This window comes from Nocardia altamirensis NBRC 108246 (genome assembly GCF_001612685.1).
GTDB classification, from domain to species: Bacteria; Actinomycetota; Actinomycetes; order Mycobacteriales; family Mycobacteriaceae; genus Nocardia; species Nocardia altamirensis.
This window is the reverse complement of the sequence record NZ_BDAY01000007.1, coordinates 86,783-104,265: the sequence shown is the minus strand read 5'-3', so window position 1 is coordinate 104,265 and position 17,483 is coordinate 86,783. Positions and strand designations below refer to the sequence as shown.

18 protein-coding genes are annotated in these 17,483 nt (G+C 65.2%); 6 read left to right on the top strand and 12 right to left on the bottom strand.

The genetic code is table 11. The annotated features are described in order from the left end of the window. Positions 1 to 67: 67 nt before the first annotated feature. The 5 genes from NA11_RS04005 to NA11_RS03985 form a co-directional block, all read right to left on the bottom strand. Positions 68 to 961, bottom strand: coding sequence for an aminoglycoside phosphotransferase family protein (locus tag NA11_RS04005; protein ID WP_069160349.1), 894 nt, complete (start codon positions 959 to 961; stop codon positions 68 to 70). Positions 962 to 1,015: 54 nt separating this feature from the next. Next, on the bottom strand, positions 1,016 to 2,266 hold the full coding sequence (locus tag NA11_RS04000) for an alpha/beta hydrolase family protein (RefSeq protein ID WP_218023239.1): 1,251 nt from the start codon (positions 2,264 to 2,266) through the stop codon (positions 1,016 to 1,018). A 156-nt stretch (positions 2,267 to 2,422) separates the two neighbouring features. Next, positions 2,423 to 3,160 carry a DUF2071 domain-containing protein gene (locus NA11_RS03995; protein WP_069160348.1) on the bottom strand — a complete coding sequence of 246 codons (738 nt, stop codon included), beginning with the start codon at positions 3,158 to 3,160 and terminating at the stop codon, positions 2,423 to 2,425. Continuing rightward, positions 3,157 to 3,489, bottom strand: a complete 333-nt coding sequence (locus NA11_RS03990) for a metalloregulator ArsR/SmtB family transcription factor (RefSeq protein WP_069160347.1) — start codon at positions 3,487 to 3,489, stop codon at positions 3,157 to 3,159. Before NA11_RS03990 ends, NA11_RS03995 begins: the two co-directional genes overlap by 4 nt. A 148-nt stretch (positions 3,490 to 3,637) precedes the next feature. Then, positions 3,638 to 5,182, bottom strand: coding sequence for an FAD-dependent oxidoreductase (locus NA11_RS03985; protein WP_245745712.1), 1,545 nt, complete (start codon positions 5,180 to 5,182; stop codon positions 3,638 to 3,640). A 50-nt stretch (positions 5,183 to 5,232) separates the two neighbouring features. Between NA11_RS03985 and NA11_RS03980 the strand changes: the two genes are divergently transcribed. Further along, complete coding sequence (locus NA11_RS03980) at positions 5,233 to 5,943, top strand: TetR/AcrR family transcriptional regulator C-terminal domain-containing protein (RefSeq protein ID WP_069160346.1); 711 nt, start codon at positions 5,233 to 5,235, stop codon at positions 5,941 to 5,943. A 219-nt stretch (positions 5,944 to 6,162) separates the two neighbouring features. Then, positions 6,163 to 6,711, top strand: a complete 549-nt coding sequence (locus NA11_RS03975) for a DUF1062 domain-containing protein (protein ID WP_069160345.1) — start codon at positions 6,163 to 6,165, stop codon at positions 6,709 to 6,711. 66 nt (positions 6,712 to 6,777) lie between these two features. On the opposite strand, the gene NA11_RS03970 is transcribed toward NA11_RS03975, so the two are convergent. Genes NA11_RS03970 through NA11_RS03960 form a run of 3 tightly spaced genes read right to left on the bottom strand, consistent with a single transcriptional unit; the run spans position 6,778 to position 8,062 of the window. Beyond that, a complete protein-coding gene (locus NA11_RS03970) occupies positions 6,778 to 7,152 on the bottom strand; it encodes a Rid family detoxifying hydrolase (protein ID WP_069160344.1) in 375 nt (124 codons plus the stop codon). A gap of 54 nt (positions 7,153 to 7,206) precedes the next feature. After that, positions 7,207 to 7,614, bottom strand: a complete 408-nt coding sequence (locus NA11_RS03965) for a tautomerase family protein (protein WP_069160343.1) — start codon at positions 7,612 to 7,614, stop codon at positions 7,207 to 7,209. A 10-nt stretch (positions 7,615 to 7,624) separates the two neighbouring features. Further along, entirely contained in the window at positions 7,625 to 8,062 is a 438-nt protein-coding gene (locus NA11_RS03960) for a MarR family winged helix-turn-helix transcriptional regulator (RefSeq protein ID WP_069160342.1), read from the bottom strand. Between the two features lie 110 nt (positions 8,063 to 8,172). Between NA11_RS03960 and NA11_RS03955 the strand changes: the two genes are divergently transcribed. Both NA11_RS03955 and NA11_RS03950 read left to right on the top strand, forming a co-directional pair. Then, a complete protein-coding gene (locus NA11_RS03955; RefSeq protein ID WP_069160341.1) occupies positions 8,173 to 9,378 on the top strand; it encodes a winged helix DNA-binding domain-containing protein in 1,206 nt (401 codons plus the stop codon). 209 nt (positions 9,379 to 9,587) lie between these two features. Continuing rightward, positions 9,588 to 10,025, top strand: coding sequence for a GtrA family protein (locus NA11_RS03950; RefSeq protein WP_069160435.1), 438 nt, complete (start codon positions 9,588 to 9,590; stop codon positions 10,023 to 10,025). A gap of 132 nt (positions 10,026 to 10,157) precedes the next feature. Here NA11_RS03950 and NA11_RS03945 read toward each other — a convergent pair whose 3' ends face one another. Beyond that, entirely contained in the window at positions 10,158 to 11,018 is an 861-nt protein-coding gene (locus NA11_RS03945) for a hypothetical protein (RefSeq protein ID WP_141717392.1), read from the bottom strand. A gap of 380 nt (positions 11,019 to 11,398) precedes the next feature. Here NA11_RS03945 and NA11_RS03940 point away from each other — a divergent pair, with 380 nt between their 5' ends. Beyond that, positions 11,399 to 12,919 (top strand): FAD-dependent monooxygenase, encoded by a 1,521-nt coding sequence (locus NA11_RS03940; RefSeq protein WP_069160339.1) that lies wholly within the window; start codon positions 11,399 to 11,401, stop codon positions 12,917 to 12,919. Positions 12,920 to 12,966: 47 nt separating this feature from the next. Here the strand turns inward: NA11_RS03940 and NA11_RS03935 are convergent, their stop codons facing one another. Further along, positions 12,967 to 13,608, bottom strand: a complete 642-nt coding sequence (locus NA11_RS03935; protein WP_084654079.1) for a DNA alkylation repair protein — start codon at positions 13,606 to 13,608, stop codon at positions 12,967 to 12,969. 378 nt (positions 13,609 to 13,986) lie between these two features. On the opposite strand from NA11_RS03935, the gene NA11_RS03930 reads away from it, so the two are divergent. Next, positions 13,987 to 14,817 carry an SGNH/GDSL hydrolase family protein gene (locus NA11_RS03930; protein WP_069160338.1) on the top strand — a complete coding sequence of 277 codons (831 nt, stop codon included), beginning with the start codon at positions 13,987 to 13,989 and terminating at the stop codon, positions 14,815 to 14,817. Positions 14,818 to 14,865: 48 nt separating this feature from the next. Here the strand turns inward: NA11_RS03930 and NA11_RS03925 are convergent, their stop codons facing one another. Next, positions 14,866 to 16,272, bottom strand: coding sequence for a metallophosphoesterase (locus NA11_RS03925; RefSeq protein ID WP_069160337.1), 1,407 nt, complete (start codon positions 16,270 to 16,272; stop codon positions 14,866 to 14,868). A gap of 188 nt (positions 16,273 to 16,460) precedes the next feature. Beyond that, positions 16,461 to 17,417: a zinc-binding dehydrogenase gene (locus NA11_RS03920; RefSeq protein WP_069160336.1), complete on the bottom strand. Its 957-nt coding sequence runs from the start codon at positions 17,415 to 17,417 to the stop codon at positions 16,461 to 16,463. Positions 17,418 to 17,483 lie beyond the last annotated feature (66 nt).

Genomic DNA, 17,483 nt, shown 5'->3' with positions numbered 1-17,483 from the left:
AATTCATCCGTCAGATATTTGCACACTCAGGGCCATCGCGTTCGTGTCGACGACGAAAACAGCACTCTCAGTTCAGGTCCGCCGTGATCCGGGCGAGGGTACGGCGGCCCAGCGCACTCATGCCGGGGTTGCTGTCGACGTAGTACCAGACCAGACCCATCGCTTGTTGAAAAGCCCAGGCTCTGCCGCGATCCCATTCCAGGTCATTGCACTCGAGGTCGTCGCGCAGTGCACGCCGCGGACCTGCGTCGAGCAGATGCCAGGCGCTGACCAGATCCAGTGCGGGGTCGGCTGGCCCGAACCCGCCGACATCGATCACTCCCGCCAGACGCCCGTCGGACACCAGCACGTTCCCCGGGATCAGGTCGCCGTGCGCCATCACATCGCAGGCAGTTCCTCGCGGCAGTTCTCGCATGGTGTCCCACATCTGTTGTAGCGCTGCAACATCCAGTAGTCCTTTACTGCGCTGAAAGCAGGTCCGCATCCATTCGTCGTGGGTTCGCAATTCACCCCCTCGGCCCTGTCCGGCGAAAGTCCGTCCTCGGGTGTCGATTTCCCGCACGGATCGGATGAACTCGGCGAGATCCTTGGCGAAATCGACGGATTCGCCGGGATCGTCCTCGGTGGCGACCGTCCCCGTCAACCAGGTCTGCACCGACCACGGGAGCGGGTAACCCGCACCGGGTTCGCCGAGCGCGATCACCTCCGGTGTCGGAAACCTAGTGCGGCCGAACAATTCCCGGGCAGCTGCCGCCTCGGCCCGCAAGCTCCGCCATGCCGCTTCGGCATCCCCCGCCTGCAGCGGGAATCGCGCCGCAAGCCGGTCGCCGATCCGAAAGATGACGTTGACGGTCCCCACACCCGACACCTCACGTATCGGCAGATCCCGCCACTCAGGAAACTGCGCGTCCACCAGCGTCCGCACGGTCTCCTGCGAGACAGCCAGCTGGCCGACATGCATGTTCGTCACCGACGGCGCCTCAACTGACGGCCGCCAGGCCGGTGATGATCGACATCACGGGATGAATCGTGTGTCGGGGAGGGGCGGACTGTTCACCTCGAACAACCTGCCGTCGCCACCCTTCAAGTGCAGGTCGAAGAACGCGGCAAGATAGTTCTGCTGTGCGGTCAGCGACCGTGCTGGATCGATGTCGCCGATCTGCTGCTGCCGCGGCTCCGGCTTCAGCAGGTCCGCGATCTGCGGCAGCACGATCTGGAGGTCGGTGAAACTGTTGTGGCCGGCATGATCGAAGTGCAGGTCACGCTTCCAGGCCTGCTGATTGGCCCAGAACTGCTGCCACGACGGATCCAACTCGGTCTGCAGGTGCGAATGCTCCAGCGTTCGCCCCTTCTCCTTGTCCACAAAATCGGCGCCGACCAGCATGAACGGCCGATCCACCCCGTGCTCGGTGATCGCGCCGACCCGTCCGACGCTCATGCCGCCGTCGAAGTTGATCCCCGCGGCGACACGGCGATCCTGATACATCGTCTCGCCTGCGGCGTAACCGCCGAACGAATGGCCGAACATGCCCACCTTCGACAGGTCGAGCGCGCCGACCAAACCCTGTGGTAGTTGCCGGTTTTCGGCGTCCGGGTTGGTGCCGTCGTCGAGCCTGGTCAACTGGTCGAGCACGAACCTGCTGTCGGCGACCCTGGCGTCGATGTCGGTCGCGAAGTACTTGTCGTCCGGCTCGGGGTTCCCGACCACCACACGACCGCCGGGGAACTCGACGACCCCGGAGTCGTAGTTGTGCGAGATCGACACGACGACATATCCGCGACTGGCCAGGTCGTCGGTGAGCCCCGCATAGATCTCCCTCGGCGCGCCGAACCCCGGCGAGAACAACACCACCGGCCACTCACCCCCCGTCCGATCGACGGCCGCCGAGCTGCGCGCCTGCCGCTGCACCCCACCCCAATTCACCTTGCCCGCAGGCAGATCCAAGAACTTCGGATCCGAAGTGCTCTTATCGATATCCTCGACCACCCGCGGCGCCATCCACGCCGCCCGCTCCCCACCCGGCAGCGCCGGATAGCTGACGGTAACCATGATCTCGCGCTTGTCGCCTGGATGAAACGGATCCTGACGCGTATCCACCACATGCAAATCGGTTGTGCCAACCGGGTATTGCCCCGTCAACGACGGCAACGTCACCTTGGCTCGAGTGTCGGTCGCCGCAGGCGCATCCGACGTACACCCAGCAACCAAGCAGGCCGCCGCCAACCCCGCAACCACCCCCATCGCGCGACCACGCAGCGTAAACACGTGCAGATCCTCCTCAACACCGGCGGACAACCCCACCATGATCGCAAGGACCTCCCCACACCCGCGTCCTCCTCCTGAGGGAGTCGCCATACCGCCAAAGGCTGACAGCACCCCGAGTTGGCCCCTTCGCTGCCGGACGCTCGGTCCTGTGCTGGGTCAGGGGTGGGAGCGGGTGTGGATTTGTGGGGGTGGGACGGCGTTCCAGGTGGCCGGGACGTCGCGCATGAGGAGGGCGCAGTCGAGTTCGGCACTGCCGGGCGGGAATTGGGCTTGGTCTTCGAAGAAGGTGGAGTGGATGTCGCGGATGTCGAGTGGCTCGACATGCCATGCGTCCGTGTCGAGTTCGAGGCCCTCGAGGTTCTCGGTGTGGGTCGCGGAGAATCCGGTCGAGCCGTTGCGGAAGAAATCCGAGGCCTGGTCCAAGTTGGCGAACAGGGTGCTGCCATGGAATTGGGCGGCGGTCTGGACGTCGACGCGCACCGAGAGTGTGTCGTCCCTGCTGGTGAAGGCGACATGGAAATCCGTGGTGGTTTCCCGGACGGTGAAGGTCGCTCGGTGGTGCTCGCCGGGAAACACGCGGCCGCCCGCGAGGACGTTGAGTGCGGATCCGCTGTCGCGGCGCGGAATGTAGACCCCGGTCGAACGGCCTTGCGGCCCATCCCATTCGACGGCGATCCGGTGCGCGGCGTTCTCGCTGCGGACACCGAATCGACCGGGCAGCCAGGAGGGGCGCGCCTGCCCGAGGCGGATGAGGCAGATGCCTGCGACGGCCCAGTCGCCGACTTGCTGGGGGCGCAGCGGGACGGGCAACAGGCGCGCGACAACGTCCGGGTCGACCCGGTAGTTCACCAGCAGCCGCCGTTCGATCACGCTGGCCAGTTGAAATGTCTTCATGACTGCTCCCCCGAGGCTCGCCGTTCCCGCCGCCGCAGCACGGCTTGATCGGGGCAGACCACGCTCAAGAACCTGCCGACGCACAACGCGAGCCGTTCCTCGACCAATGAGTAGTAGATCCGATTGGCTGCTCGCCGTTCGCGGACCAGCCCGGCCGCCTTGAGCACGCCGAGATGCCGCGAGATCGACGGACCGCTGATCGGAAACCTGGCAGTGATCTCCCCCGCGGTGAGATCACCGGCGCGCAGATCCTCCAAGATCTGCCGCCGCGTCGAGTCTGCCAGCGCCCGAAAGACACTCGCCTCCTCGTCACTTCCCACGTCGACCATGCCGTCAATTTAGCATATTAGCTAAATAGCAAACAACCGAAGATGCTCGAGCCCACCGAACTCGCCCGGCACGCTGAATCCCGGGTGCCCCCTTACGAATTGCCCAACAGACGGCAGTTCGTCGTCCCCGACTGCCCGCACGAGCGGTTCAGCCCACCGGCTCGGTCGCGGACGACGGCGCGCCGGTCCACTGGCGCAAAGCCGCTTCGAGACCGGCACGGTCGGTGGTGTCGCTGGCCCACGCGACCACACCGTCCGCGCGCACCAAGACACCGGTCGGCGTCGCGTTGCTGTCGGTCACGCTGGTGACCCGTCCGGACCAGCCTGCGGCGAGGTGGGCGAACGCACCGTCCGGCGTGCGATCGAGCAGCAGGAATCCACCGCGGTGACCGTGGTCGACCAGGCGGGATCCATCCGTGAGCCAGAGATCAGGGACGAATCCGCCGACCAGTGGATGATCGCCGGGCAGCTCGATGCGCTGCGTGACGCCGGCGATCTGCTTGACCGCGTAGGTCGTTCCGTCGCGGGTGCTCAGCAGATCGGCGACGATCGCACGCAGCGCCGCCGACTTGGCATCGCCGCGCAGCACCCCGACCTGGGCCCGAGTCCAGTCCAGCACCCATGCGCCGAGCGGACGGCGCTCGACGTCGTAGGTGTCGAGCAGACCTTCCGGCGCCCACCCGGCGACTACCGCACCGAGCTTCCAGCCGAGGTTCATCGCATCGCCGACCCCGAGATTGAGCCCCTGACCACCGAACGGGGGGTGCACGTGCGCGGCGTCGCCGGCCAGGAACACCCGCCCCGACCGGTAGCTCGCGGCCTGCCGGGCGTTGTCGGACCAGCGGGTCGGGGTCGCGCGCAACGCGGTCAGCGTGACATCGATACCCGACACCCGACGCAGACTCGATTGCACCTCGTCGAGGGTGACCGGCGCCGAGCGGTCGGCGAGCGCCACGCCGAACTCCACGATGGCGATGCGTCCAGGTTGCGGCCCGTAGCGGTAGGCACCCTTGGTCGAATACACCCACGCGTTGACGAGCTGCTCCGGGTCGGCGATGTCGGCGACCGCCTGATATCCGACGAATTCCGGTTCGGTGCCGGGAAATTCGATGCCTGCGAGGCGGCGAACCGCACTGTGCCCGCCGTCGCACCCGACCAGCCACCCGGTGCGAATCGTCTCGCCTGACGCGGTCCCGACGAGCACGCCGTCGCCGGTGTCTTCGAGCGCGGTGACCTCCACCCCGCGATGAATCGGTACGCCGAGTCGCGTGACGTGGTCGGTCAGCAGCGCCACCAGCTCGGGCTGCGGCACCATGCGTGCTCCTGCGGCCGCGGTGTGCGCGGTGAAGTCGGGATCGGACCAGTCCACGAGGTCGGCGTCGAGGACCATGCCTGCGAAATGTCCGGTGAATCGCTGCTCGGGTGCGGTGCTGCCCGCTCGTTGCATGCCGAACGACCCCAATCGCTCGAGCGTCGCTCGATGCACCTGTTCGGCGGCAGGCAGCAGACCGCGGCGGTCGAGCGCCTCGGCGGTCGGCACGTTGATCGACTGCGCCTTCATCGCCTCGCCCGGTTCGGTCTCCCGCTCGAGCACCTGCACCCTTGCCCCGGCAAGCGCCAGCTCGGCGGCGAGCACCAGGCCTACCGGCCCAGCTCCGACGACGGTCACGTCCTGATATCCATAGTTGGTCACGAACACCGTTCTATACACGAACAGCGTTCCAGTCAAGGTATGGTGATCGAGTGAACCCCAAGGAGCGACGCGCGGCACGGCACCAGCCGCCCAACCCCGACGCTGATCCCACACCGCGCAGGCGCAAGACCCCGATCACGGTCGAGCAGGTCATCGACACCGCGCTCGGCGTCATCGCGGCAGAGGGCTACGAGGCACTGACCATGCGCAGGCTGGCAAGCGAGCTCGACACCGGACCCGCCTCGCTCTACGCCCACGTGGTCAACAAGGCCGACCTCGACGAGTTGCTCATCGGGCGGCTCTGCGCCGAACTCGTACTCCCCGAACCGAACCCAGCGATCTGGCGCGAGCAGCTCCGCGACGTGTGCACCCAGATTCGCGATCAGTACCTGAAATACCCTGGCATTTCCCATGCTTCGCTCGCGACGGCACCCACCGACCTCGAGATCGTCCGCATCAACGAGGGGATGCTCGCGATCGTGCTCGCCGGCGGCGTCGCACCACAGGCCGCCGCCTGGGCCATCGACGCACTGCTGCTGTACGTGGCCGCCTACTGCCTCGAGCAATCGATGGCGCGACAGCGATCGGCGCAGGACGACGCCGCATGGATCCTCGACCGCGACGAACTGATCCGGCGGTTCACCGCGCTACCCGCGCAGACATTCCCGTACACCACCCGTTACGCCGCCGAACTCACCGCAGGCGAAGGCCACGACCGTTTCGATTTCACCCTCACCCTGATGATCAACGGCCTGGCCTAGACCGCTACCTGGTATTCCCCGCTTCGGGCGCCGTGCCGGAAAACCGGTGGAGCAGAGCCGCCGTCGATCAGTACGATCTCGGCGGGCCAGATCGTCTAGTCGAGGACATGCCGTTGTACATCCAGTGAGACCTCCCGAGCGTTAGTTCTTCGCGCGTCGCGCAGGTGCGCCGCGCTGCTTTTTGCTGCGGACTTCTCACTGGAAACAGGTGTATTTTCTGTGCTCGAAAACTGGGTAGTCGAACCCGTCTGTCTCCCACTCGTTCGCCGTAGATGCCACGTGTGCGCATCCGAAAGCTTCCGGACAAGCGGCAAGTTTCGCGTCAACGCACATCACAAGCTCATCGATGTCTGGCTTCTCGCGCTGTGTACCACGTGCGGGGAGACCACAAAACTCACCGTCATGGAGCGAATGAACGTGCGCGCCATCCGATCCGAGCTGCTCGACCGGTTACACGACAACGACCCCGCCCTGGCGGCTGAGCTGCTCCAGGACCCGATTGTGTTGCGCCGCAACCGCATCGCACTCGACTGGGACAACGCCTGGCGGCTCGACACCGGTGGATCCGATCACCGGGACAGCGAGGTGATCGACGTCTCGGTTCGCTTCGCCGCGCGGATCCCGGTCCGGCCGGTGCGACTGATCGCCACCGGCTTCGGTCTCTCGCGGGCCGAAGTCGACAGACTGATCGCCGACGGGAAGCTCGTTTCGGTGGTCCGGCTCAACGGCAAGGTCTCCAGCGACTTCGGTTTCCTGCTCAAGCGCTGAGCCGTCGGTGGGCCGGTGGCCTGTCCGGCACGACCTGCCGGACAGGCCAAGGCGACTGTCCTCGATTCAGCGGACGATCGCGTCCATTTCGACGGCCGCGCCCAGCGGCAGGGCCGCAACGGCGATGGCGGTGCGCGCCGGGTACGGCGCGTGAAAATGCTTGGCATAGACGGTGTTCACCGCCGCGAAATCGGCCATGTCGGTGAGATAGACACCGACTCGGACGACGTCGTCGAGGGTTTTGCCTGTGGCTTCGACAACCGCGGTCAGGTTTTGCAGCACCTGCTCGGCCTGCGTGGCGGCGTCGCCGTCGATCAGCGCGCCGGTGGCAGGGTCTTGCGCGACTTGCCCACTGAGGAACGTGAACTCACCGAGCACTGCGGCGGAGAAGGGGCCGACCGCAGGGGCGATCTTGTCGGTAGTCACGGTCTGTCGGGTCATTGGTGTGCTCCTCTGTGATGGTGATGTCTTGTCGGCAAAGGGAATTGGCGAGTTTCACGACGATTGCAGGTGCGGCGGAAGGTGGTAGGCGAACTGGGCTTCGCCGTTACCGAAGGAGAAGTCCGCCGGTGCCGCCTCCATCAGGCTGATGAAGACGTCTTCACGTCGGATGCCGAGGTCGGCGGACAAGCGTTCGGCGATGCTCGCGTACAGCGCGGATTTGACGTCACGGTCACGTCCTGCGACGAGGGAGATTTGGATGATGACGATGCCATCGGTGCGTTCAATGTCGAGAAACGTTGAGTCGTAGACGATCTCGCCAGGGTCGCGCTGGGTGATGATCTGGAATCGATCCCCTTCCGGGATACCGAGCGTCTCGACCATCGCCGAGTGCACACTGTCCCCGACCCGCCGCGCGAAGTCCCCGGCGCGACGGTTCAGCGATATCCGAACAAGTGGCATGTTCTTCTCCTCATTGATCGATGAGTTGCTGCGAGGCGCGAAGCAGGCTGCGCAATCGGTCGAGCAGTGCATCGGCGTCCTCGACACCGAAGGAGTCCGTCAGCCCTTCCTGCACCGCGTGCCAGTGCTGCCTGGCCGCACCCAGCTTGGCCGCGCCCGCTTGCGACAACCGCAGCACGCGCTGGCGCCGGTCACTGCCTGCTTCGATGGTCAGCAGGCCTGCTTTGGCGAGCGCGTCCACCTCCCGCGAACACGTCGTGCGCTCCAGCACCAATCGGTCGGCCAACTCGCTGATCATCAGCGGGCCCTCGGCGTCGATTCGCGCCAGGATCGAGTACCCCGCGTGTCGCAGACCCGCCTGGCCCAACGCGCGGTCGTACAGGCGCACCACCGATCGTGTGGCCATCCGCAGTGAGGTGCACACGCAGGCTGTCTCCACCGGTTCCATCCAATAAGTGTATATACACGTATCTAGCTCCGCGAGCAGTTTCCCGTCACCGGCGAGCTTGACGGATAGGCTGTTCCGGCACAAGCCAACCCCGTCGTGGGAGGTGAGCAGTGGCAGTTCGTAAGAGCACCGTCGTGCACACTCAGGACGTCATCGCGTTTCGATTGGCCGCGCACCACCTCGGACACCGGCGACCGGTCGAGGATTTGCTCGACGTGGCGGGTGCGTGCGGAGTGCAGAACAGCCCACCCGGTTCCGCCATACTCGCGCTGCACGCGCGCGTCGACGACGTCATGGTGGATCGCATCGACCACCTCGTCGGCGAGGAGAAAAGTCTGCTGCAAACGTGGTGCATGCGCGGCTCACCGTTCTACTTCCCGACCGCCGATGCACCGATTTTCACCACCGGCGTCCTGCCCGCCACCGAAACCGCGCGACTGCATTTGATCGTCGGCATCGACGAGGCGTTGACCACGCTTGGCGTGGGTTTGGACGAGATGGTCGAGCGCACCGCCGACGAAATCGCGGCCGTCCTGTCCGGACGACAGTTGGCGATCAACGAACTCGGCAAAGCACTCGCCGACCGCATCGCGCCGAAACTCACACCCGCGCAACGCAAACCCTGGCAGGCGACGGGACCCTACGGCAAGAATGTGCCGCTCGGCGAGGGTGTCGTGCACTTCTGTCTCCGGATTCTGACGCTGCGCGGCATCGTCTGCTTCGCGCCACGCAACGCGAACAAGGCGCCGTTCGTCCTGCTCGAGGAATGGTTGGGTCAGCCGCTGCCGCACGTCGACTCCGATGCTGCCCGCGCCACACTGCTCCGGCGCTACCTGCGGTGCTACGGACCGTCGACCCGCAAGCATTTCGCGGCATGGGTCGGCGTGCAAGCCGGTGATGTCGATCCGTGGTGGACTACCGTGGAAAACGAGCTCACCCCAGTCGAATTCGACGGCACCACGAGGTGGATCCTTGCCGGCGATCTGGATGTGCTGCGGTCGTCGCCGGAAGTGCGCGGAGTGCGACTGTTGCCGCCGCGAGATCCCTACACGCAGATGCGCGATCGAGAAACGATCGTCGACAAGAAATACCACCGTGCGGTGTGGAAGGCGGTCGGCGAGCCGGGCACCGTGTTGGCCGATGGCAAGATCGTCGGGATCTGGCGGCCCCGAAAGAGCGGGCGCACGGTGACATTGACGGTCAGCGCGTTCGGGGCGCTGAGCGCCGACCTCCGCAAACAGGTGAACGCCGAGGCTGAGCGGGTCGCTGAACTACGTGGGGGCGCAACCGTCCAGGTCGATTTCGACAGACTCTGACGCGGTCGGTCTGGACAGCGTGTCTCTCGGCCGGGGAGATCTCGGATCTCGCGTCAGCGGACGTATCAGGACGGTGGCAGGTCGGTGTCAGCCCGATTGGCGACGGTATTCGGGTGAACAGCACAGCAATTCCCGCGTCCGGGCCGCGGAACGCCCACTGGGCGATCCTCCACAGCACCGATCTGACGATCGGCGCAGGCACCTACCCGATGCTGCGCACGGAATGGGCCGATCGAGCCACTCGCGTGCTGCGGTACCTGCGCAGTGCGCACACCTTCGCCCAGCTGATCCGATTCACCCTCGTCGGCGGCACCAGCAACATCGCCTACGTCGTGCTGTTCATGGCGATGAGCGGTGCAGGCCCGCTGGTCGCCAATATCGCAGGCTCGATCGTCAGCACGGTGATCGCGAACGAACTGCACCGGCAACTCACCTTCCAGGCGGCCGGACGCGTCGGCTGGTTCACCGCGCAATGGGAAGGCGGCGGTCTCGCGCTGATCGGCCTGCTGATCAGCACCGCGGCACTGGCCGCCCTCGAATTCTCGGCACCCGCCCTCGGCGCGAGCGCACAGGCAGTTGCCGTGCTCGCCATCATGGCGGCGGTCGGCGGAGTGCGCTTCCTCGCACTGCGCGATTTCGTCTTCTGAAGTACCAGAACATGTTTCAGCCCCGATCAGTGCGGAATCGCACGATGTGGGGCGCGGCCGCGGGACCCTTTCTACCCGCCACGGAGGGGACCGGCTGCTGAGCTCTGATGAACAAGCAATGCGAACTGATGGCTAGGCGCCGGGGTGCCAGATCGCGCCAGACTCGGCTATCCAAGGCGTCATCGTTTCGCGGAGTTCATGCAGCACAGCCAAGGTTCGTGTCCGTTCCGGACCCATCTCGAAATCCGTGAACCGCACGGTTGTCAGCCCATCGACTCGCTGCACGGCCACGGTGACTTGTCCGGGCTCGCCACGAACTGGGTTGAGCGACAATGCCACGTCCACTTGGTCGGGGTGACGGGACACCTTGGTGACGTCCACCCAGAAATCATCACCATAGCCTTTGAAGACTGACTCAGCGTCGGTGCGCATTCGTTCGACGGACAATACGGGCGCTTCCCCCTTCCATAGCTTTCCCTGGGACTCGGTGTCGAATTTAACCTTGGTGAGGTCGACGTTGCGATTGATCAGCCGATCCCTGAGTTGCGCAGGGAATTTAGGGTCAAGGCTTTCCTCCAGGTACGTATTACAGACCGGGTTGACCTCGCCCAGCCAACCGTCCTGGACTCGCCAAATACCAAATGCGGCAGATCCGTCCCGGCTTCGCTGCAGCTTGTACAAAATGCCATGGTAACTGTTTCCGGTAATGAATTCGCCGTCTCCGTCCATCAGGAAGTCGGCCCAGCCGTTCGCACCACCGGTGAAGGGAGTGTTGTTCTGATCGAACATCCGCCCCGAATCGTCGAATCGGGGATAGGTAACTTTGTCCTTCCAATCCGACACATCGATATCTCTTACCGGCTTGCTGGGGGGAGTCGCCTCATATATCGGGCTGCGCGGTTTGTCGAACGCACCAGTCGGCGTGCGATCCCAGGTCTCCGTCGCGGCTACATTCGTTCCGATTTCTTCATCTTTAGCAGCTAACGTGTGCACCTTCTGCACTGTCTGGCCGCCGAAATTCCGAGGTAGACCTGAGGCAGCGGCACTACCTGCTTCGATCCGTTCCGACAGGTGTGCGAGGAACCTCCCCCATGCGTCGATCGCTGCTCTACTGATTATCAACTTCTCGAGATCCTGTCAGTGCACTCCACGCGGCATAGAGTCCGACCATCACCGTCATCCTCATTTGCCCCGAGGTAACGAACCCAGTCCGGACTGTACGCCGACTTGCGCGCAGACCCACTTGCCATCTCTGACGATAGGCCGGCGACAGCCGGCTCACCTGCGCATGGACCCACCGTGCGCGTGACCGCGCATGTGCGCCGCAAGTATCGCGTCAGGGTGGTGCAAGAGTCGTTGAAAAGTATGGGGGCATGGATGAATTCGATGTAGTGATCGTGGGCGCGGGACCTGTCGGCCTTTTTCTTGCCTGTGAGCTCGGACTTGCGGACTGCTCCGTTCTGGTACTCGAACGGGAGCCGGAGCCGCATTCCCCGTGGCGGGCAGAACCGCTCGGCGGTCGGGGCCTGTCCGCCATGTCGATCCAGGCGTTCTACCGCCGCGGGATGCTGGACGCGCTGTTGACGGCGTCCGGTATCGACGAAGTTCCCGACACGGACGACCCTGCGCCGCCGCGCCTCGCGGGCCATTTCGCGGGGATGATGCTCGATGCGGCCGCTATCGACCCGACCGCCCTGCCGTTCCGACTGCCGAGCCCGGCACCGGAATTGATGATGACAAGCCTCGACACGATCGAATCGGTGTTGTCCGAGCGGGCAGCGAAACTCGGCGTCGAAATCAGATACGGCGCCATGGTCTCTGCCGTCACCCAGCACGACGAGAGCGTGAGCGTGCAGACCGACGAGCAGGAGTACACGGCCCGCTGGGTCGTGGGTTGCGATGGTGGGCGCAGCACGGTGCGCAGACTCGCAGGCTTCGAATTCGTCGGCACCGAACCGCAATTCACCGGCTACACCATGCTGGCCACCATCGCCGATCCGGACAAGCTGAGCCACGGGTTCACTCTGACGTCGACGGGCCTCTACATCCGGATGCAGACGGACGGACACGTCGCGATGATGGACTTCGACGGCGGCGCGTTCGACCGCTCGCAGCAGCCGACGCTGGAACATCTGCAGGCGGTGCTGCGCCGGGTGTCCGGCACCGACGTGACGCTCACTGAAGTCCAGCTCGCCTCGACCTTCACTGATCGGGCGATGCAGACGACGACCTATCGACAGGGACGCGTCCTGCTCGCGGGCGACGCCGCGCACATCCACTCCCCGCTCGGCGGGCAAGGACTCAACTCCGGCCTCGGCGACGCCGGGAACCTGGGCTGGAAGCTCGCGGCGACCGTGCACGGTACCGCGCCGGACGGGCTGCTCGACACCTACACCGGCGAGCGCCGTCCGATCGCCGCCAAGGTGCTCGACTGGTCCCGCGCCCAGGTTGCGGTCATGCGGCCGGACCCGCATTCCCAAGCGATCCAAGGCGTGATCCGGGACCTGATCGCAACCGGTGACGGAACCACCTACGTGTTCGGACGGATCTCGAGCTTGTGGATCCGCTACGACCTCGGCAGCGAGCACCCGCTGGTCGGCCGCAGTGCCCCCGACTTCCGGCTCGAGGACGGCACCCGCCTCGGCGACCTGATGCACGACGGACGCGGCGTCGCACTGGATTTCAGCGCCGACCGATACCTGCACGATGCGGCGATGCAGTGGGAGAACCGGATTCGGTACGCGGCAGGGGCGGCGAGAAACCATCTCGGATTGCGCGCCGTGCTCGTCCGGCCCGACGGCGTAGTGGCTTGGGTGGGCGGTCACGACGCCGATCGCGAAGCGTTCGAGCGAGTCGCCGAGCAGTGGTTCGGCAGTCCGGCGATCGCCCCGTAATCGGTGACTCTTTCTTTCCCCCAGACGATTTCAGGAGTCGGACCGTCCTACTTGCCTTGGCGGCGCACCATTTCGGTGATCCAGATGGGCGCGAACGGCGACGTGCAGTTCGGTGGAGTCGGGTAGTCCTCGAGCACCTTCAAGCGCTCACCGATAGCTATTGCGCGGGAGCGGTATTCGGGGTGCTCGATCCCGATCTGGGCCAGGCAGTGGTTCATTGCCCATTGCAGGCGTTCCTGGGCGTCTTTCATCTCCGCCTCGATGCTGTCGAGCAGTGCCGCGAGGTCGAGCGTCTCGGGTTTCTTCGCCACGCGTTCGGTGGTCAACGCCCAGCCTGCGCTGGCGACCACCGGGTCCGGGTCGGCGAACCAGGACACGCGCAGCTCTTCGGCGTTCGGGTTCTTCTTCACCACGTAATTCACGAGCCAGTCCTGCACCTTGGGCGTGCGCGCCTCGCGCAGCATGATGTCCAACTCCACACGCTCGAACGCCTTCGGGCGACAGATGAGCAACGCCAACAGCCGCGCCGCGCTGTCACCGGTCACCCAGAGCTCCCGCGCAAGCTCCTGCTGCGTCTTCAGCCGCTTCGCGACCGCACGCAACTTACTGAGGTTCACCCCGTGGTCGTCACCATGCTTCTCATTGACCGCCCGCGCCTTCGGATCCTCGAGCGCAGCCAACTCGGCCATTACCTCGACCACCGTCGTCCCGCCCACCGCGCCTCCCGTCCGTCGCCTGGAACTCAGACTACGAGACCTCGCATCCAGACGGTCCGCCCTGTGTCGCGAGCGGGTGTGTCTCGCCGAGTGGGGCTCGGCGGAAGTTATGGATTGTTCATCGGCGATTGTCTCGGCGGATACCTCGGTGATCAGTTGTTCGGGTTGCATCGCGAGACTGTTGGTTAACGTTCCGCAGGCCGGTTGGACAGGCATCTGTTGACAGTCCAATGGCTAAGGGTGACAACAACTTTCAGAGTTTTTACGCTTTAGATATTGCTCTCGGTAACGGTAAAATGAGAGAGGTTCGCTAACTTTCTAGCGGCTGTCGTCCCTTTTCTTGGAGCAACCATGACTCGCGCCCGTGCACTGCTTGCGACCTCTGCTGCGCTCATGACCGGTCTGCTGGCGGTCCTGGTACCGACCGCAGCCGCGGGAGCCGCACCTGCACCAGCACCGATCGACTATGTCGCGCTTGGTGATTCCTACTCTTCGGGTGTCGGCACCGGCACCTACCGGCCGGACAGCGGCGACTGCCTGCGCAGTGACTACGCGTACCCGGCACGATGGGCGGCCACCCACTCGGTCGGGTCCTTCTCCTTCACCGCCTGCAGCGGCGCCACCACGCAGGATGTGCACAGCAAGCAGCTGGGCACATTGAGCGATCGCACCGACTTGGTCTCCGTGTCCGCAGGCGGTAACGACGCGGGCTTCTCCCGCACCTTGAGCTCGTGCGTGTTCCCCGCCAGTGACGCCGAGTGCGACAGGGCGGTCGCCACCGCCATCGCCTACGCCAACAACACGTTGCCCGGCCGCCTCGACGGGCTCTACCGGGACATCAAGGCCAAGGCGCCGAAGGCGACGGTCATCGTCATGGGATACCCGCGCCTGTTCGAGCGGGATGTGTGTCCGCTCAGCTTCAGCCTGCACAAGCGCGACTCGCTCAACCGTGCGGCCGATGAACTCGCCAAGGTCACCGCCGCCCGCGCACGGAACGCCGGATTGACCTTCGCCGACCCGCGCCAAGCCTTCGCCGGGCACGGCATCTGCGGCCGCGACCCGTGGATCAACCAACTCAACGTCGCCGACCCCGTCGAGTCCTACCACCCCACCATCGATGGCCAGACTCGCGGCTACCTGCCCACCATGAACAAGGCCACCGGCACCCTCGTCACCAGCTAGGACTGCGAATCGAGTCCGGCACAGATCGAAGCCGCTCCGATGGTCCAACTATCGGAGCGGCTTCATTCCGGAAAAGTCCCGCAGCACAACGTGATTGCGATCGGTGATCGATCCGAGCGCATGATCTGGTTGCAGGCCGAAGTATTGGCGACGAGTGCGCGTGCTCCAATGCCGCGCGGGCTCCGAGCGCGTCTTGTAGAAGTTGGCCATGTAGCCGCCGGTATAGATGCGGAGCAACATATAACCGCCGGGATATTCCTTGACCGCAGCGACTTCGAGGAACTCGACATCGATCTCGGTGTCGGCCATGGTGCGGCGAGTGCGGTGAGTGTGCCCGGCATGATGCAGGAACACCCCCGGCGCGTCGCGGTAGATGTGTTGCAGCGCAGCGGCACTCATCCGGTCGAGGACGAACCCAGGCCCACCCGGATTACTCACGGCCGCAGCGGATGTCACCGGGTGATGCCCGAAAACGAGGGTGGGACGATCGGGTTCGGCCATCAGCAGATGCCGCAAGTGACGCAGCTGATGCCCCTCCAACGTGCCACCCGACCCGAACCGCCGGGTGGTGTCGAGCCCGATGAGCCGCAGGCCGCCGAGATCCTGCTCGGTGAGCCGCTGGTGTGGATGGAAGACACTGCCCCAGTAATCGTTTCGACGTGGCGCTTCGTGATTGCCGCGACAGACGAAGTAGTCGCGCCCGAGCTCGCCCCAGGCATCCAGACGAGCCCGGATGCCCTGCGACTGTTCGAGTGTGCCGGAGTCGGTGAGGTCACCGGACACGATCAGGTGATCGACGGCCCGATCCGGTCGGCGCAGTTCGTCGAGCATCGCGCCGAGCATGGTCTCGGGGTAGGAGACGCCTGCGTCGTGGCGGAATCCAGTAGGTAATCCGGCCACCAGCAGGCCGCTCGTGTGTTCGCCGTAGTGCACATCGTTGGCGAGCGCGATGGTGCACACCAACTGCCCCGGCGGCGGCCGCAAGGTGGTGAAAACCCCTGTGCTTTCCGGGGTTCCGGCCCGCCGGGTGACCAGGGTCCTGGCCGGTACCGCACGGTGCCCGTTGGAATAGGCCGCGAACCGGTAGCTTCGCCCTGGCTCCAGTCCCTCGATCTCCGCATAGTGGTACGGCGTGGGATTGCTGTCGAGATAATGCACCCGTGTCGGGCCGCGACTGTCGGCAGGCGTCAGCCGAACTTCGGTGTCGGCGGGAGCATTTCGCAGTCGCCCGGTCCGGTCCCGAGCCCGGGTGGTCCAGGTCACCACCACGGACCGATCGGTGACGGTGACGACTTCCAGGTCCGACGCGACTATCGAATCACGCTGTCCCCCAGCGCTGTTGAATTGGCGCAGCGCCGCCGTCGGTCGCGCCAGCACCGGGGCCCCTGCTGCGACCGCAGCGGTTCCCATCGTCACGTTGACCAGCCAGACTGCTCGAAGCCGCGTGCTCACCATGGAGTCCTCCGCCCTTCACCCTCCCATTGAACGGTAACCGCGCAATTTGAACGCTGCGGGCCTGTCGGCTGTCCGGTCGGCCTCGAGCATTGAATATTTGTGAACGCGCAGGTGAGCGGGATGCGAACTCGCCAAGTGCGGTTGCCGAACCGTAATCCCGGTTCACCACTCACGCCCCTATCGCGAGTTTACGGTGTCAACACGATTCTGCCGAAAACCTCACCCTTGTCCATTTTCTGGTGTGCCAGCACCGCGTGTTCCAGCGGCAGCAGTTCGTGCACGACAGCGCGTAATTCACCCCGACCGGCGGCGGCGAACTGATCGACCAGCACGGCGCGCCGCTCGGTTGCGGTCACGGTGTCGGCGCTGAAAGTCCCCAAGGACAAAGATTTCCGGAATGCGGCGACGAGCGCGGCGCCGAAGTCCGCAGGCGGCATGCCCGCGACGATACCGACCACGACCATGCGGCCGTTCGGCGCGAGTTTGCCGAGAAACGAAGGCAAATCCGCACCGGCGACGATATCGATGATGACGTCGTAGTCCTCGGGGCCTGCACCGTTGCCGGAACGGTCGAGAACATGGGTGGCGCCGAACTCGCGCAGCCGCTCCCCTCGCTCCGCCGACGAGGTGGTGACCGCCACTGCGGCCGCACCGCCCTTGGCCGCAAGCTGCACAACCAGGAGGCCGATGCTGCCTGCCGCGCCGCGCACCAACACGGTCTCGCCGGGTGCGAAATGCGCACGGGCGAGGGCGAAATGGGCGACGATGCCGGAGTTTCCGAGTGCCACCGCGTCGACAATGGACAGGTCAGCGGGAAGTTCCACGATCGCGTCGACCGCAGCGATCGCGTTCTCGACATAGCCGCCGCCCTCGCCGGTGAACCCCCACACGCGCCGGCCGAGCCACGCCGTATCGACATCATCGCCGACCGCGGTCACGGTGCCCGCGACCTCGTTGCCGAGCACAAACCCTTCCGCGAAGCCGAACCCGGCGACGACGCCCTTGCGGATCACCACGTCCACTCCGCCGACACCGATCGCTTCGGCAGCGATCACGACCTGCCCAGCGGCCGGCGTCGGGACAGGAACCTCGACGACCACCAAACCCTCAGGGCCACCGAACTTTTGGATTGCAACTGCCTTCACGGCCAACTCCTCACTAGTGGCCCGCGACACTGGGGCCATACCGCTCCGACGCTAACGGACACCCCC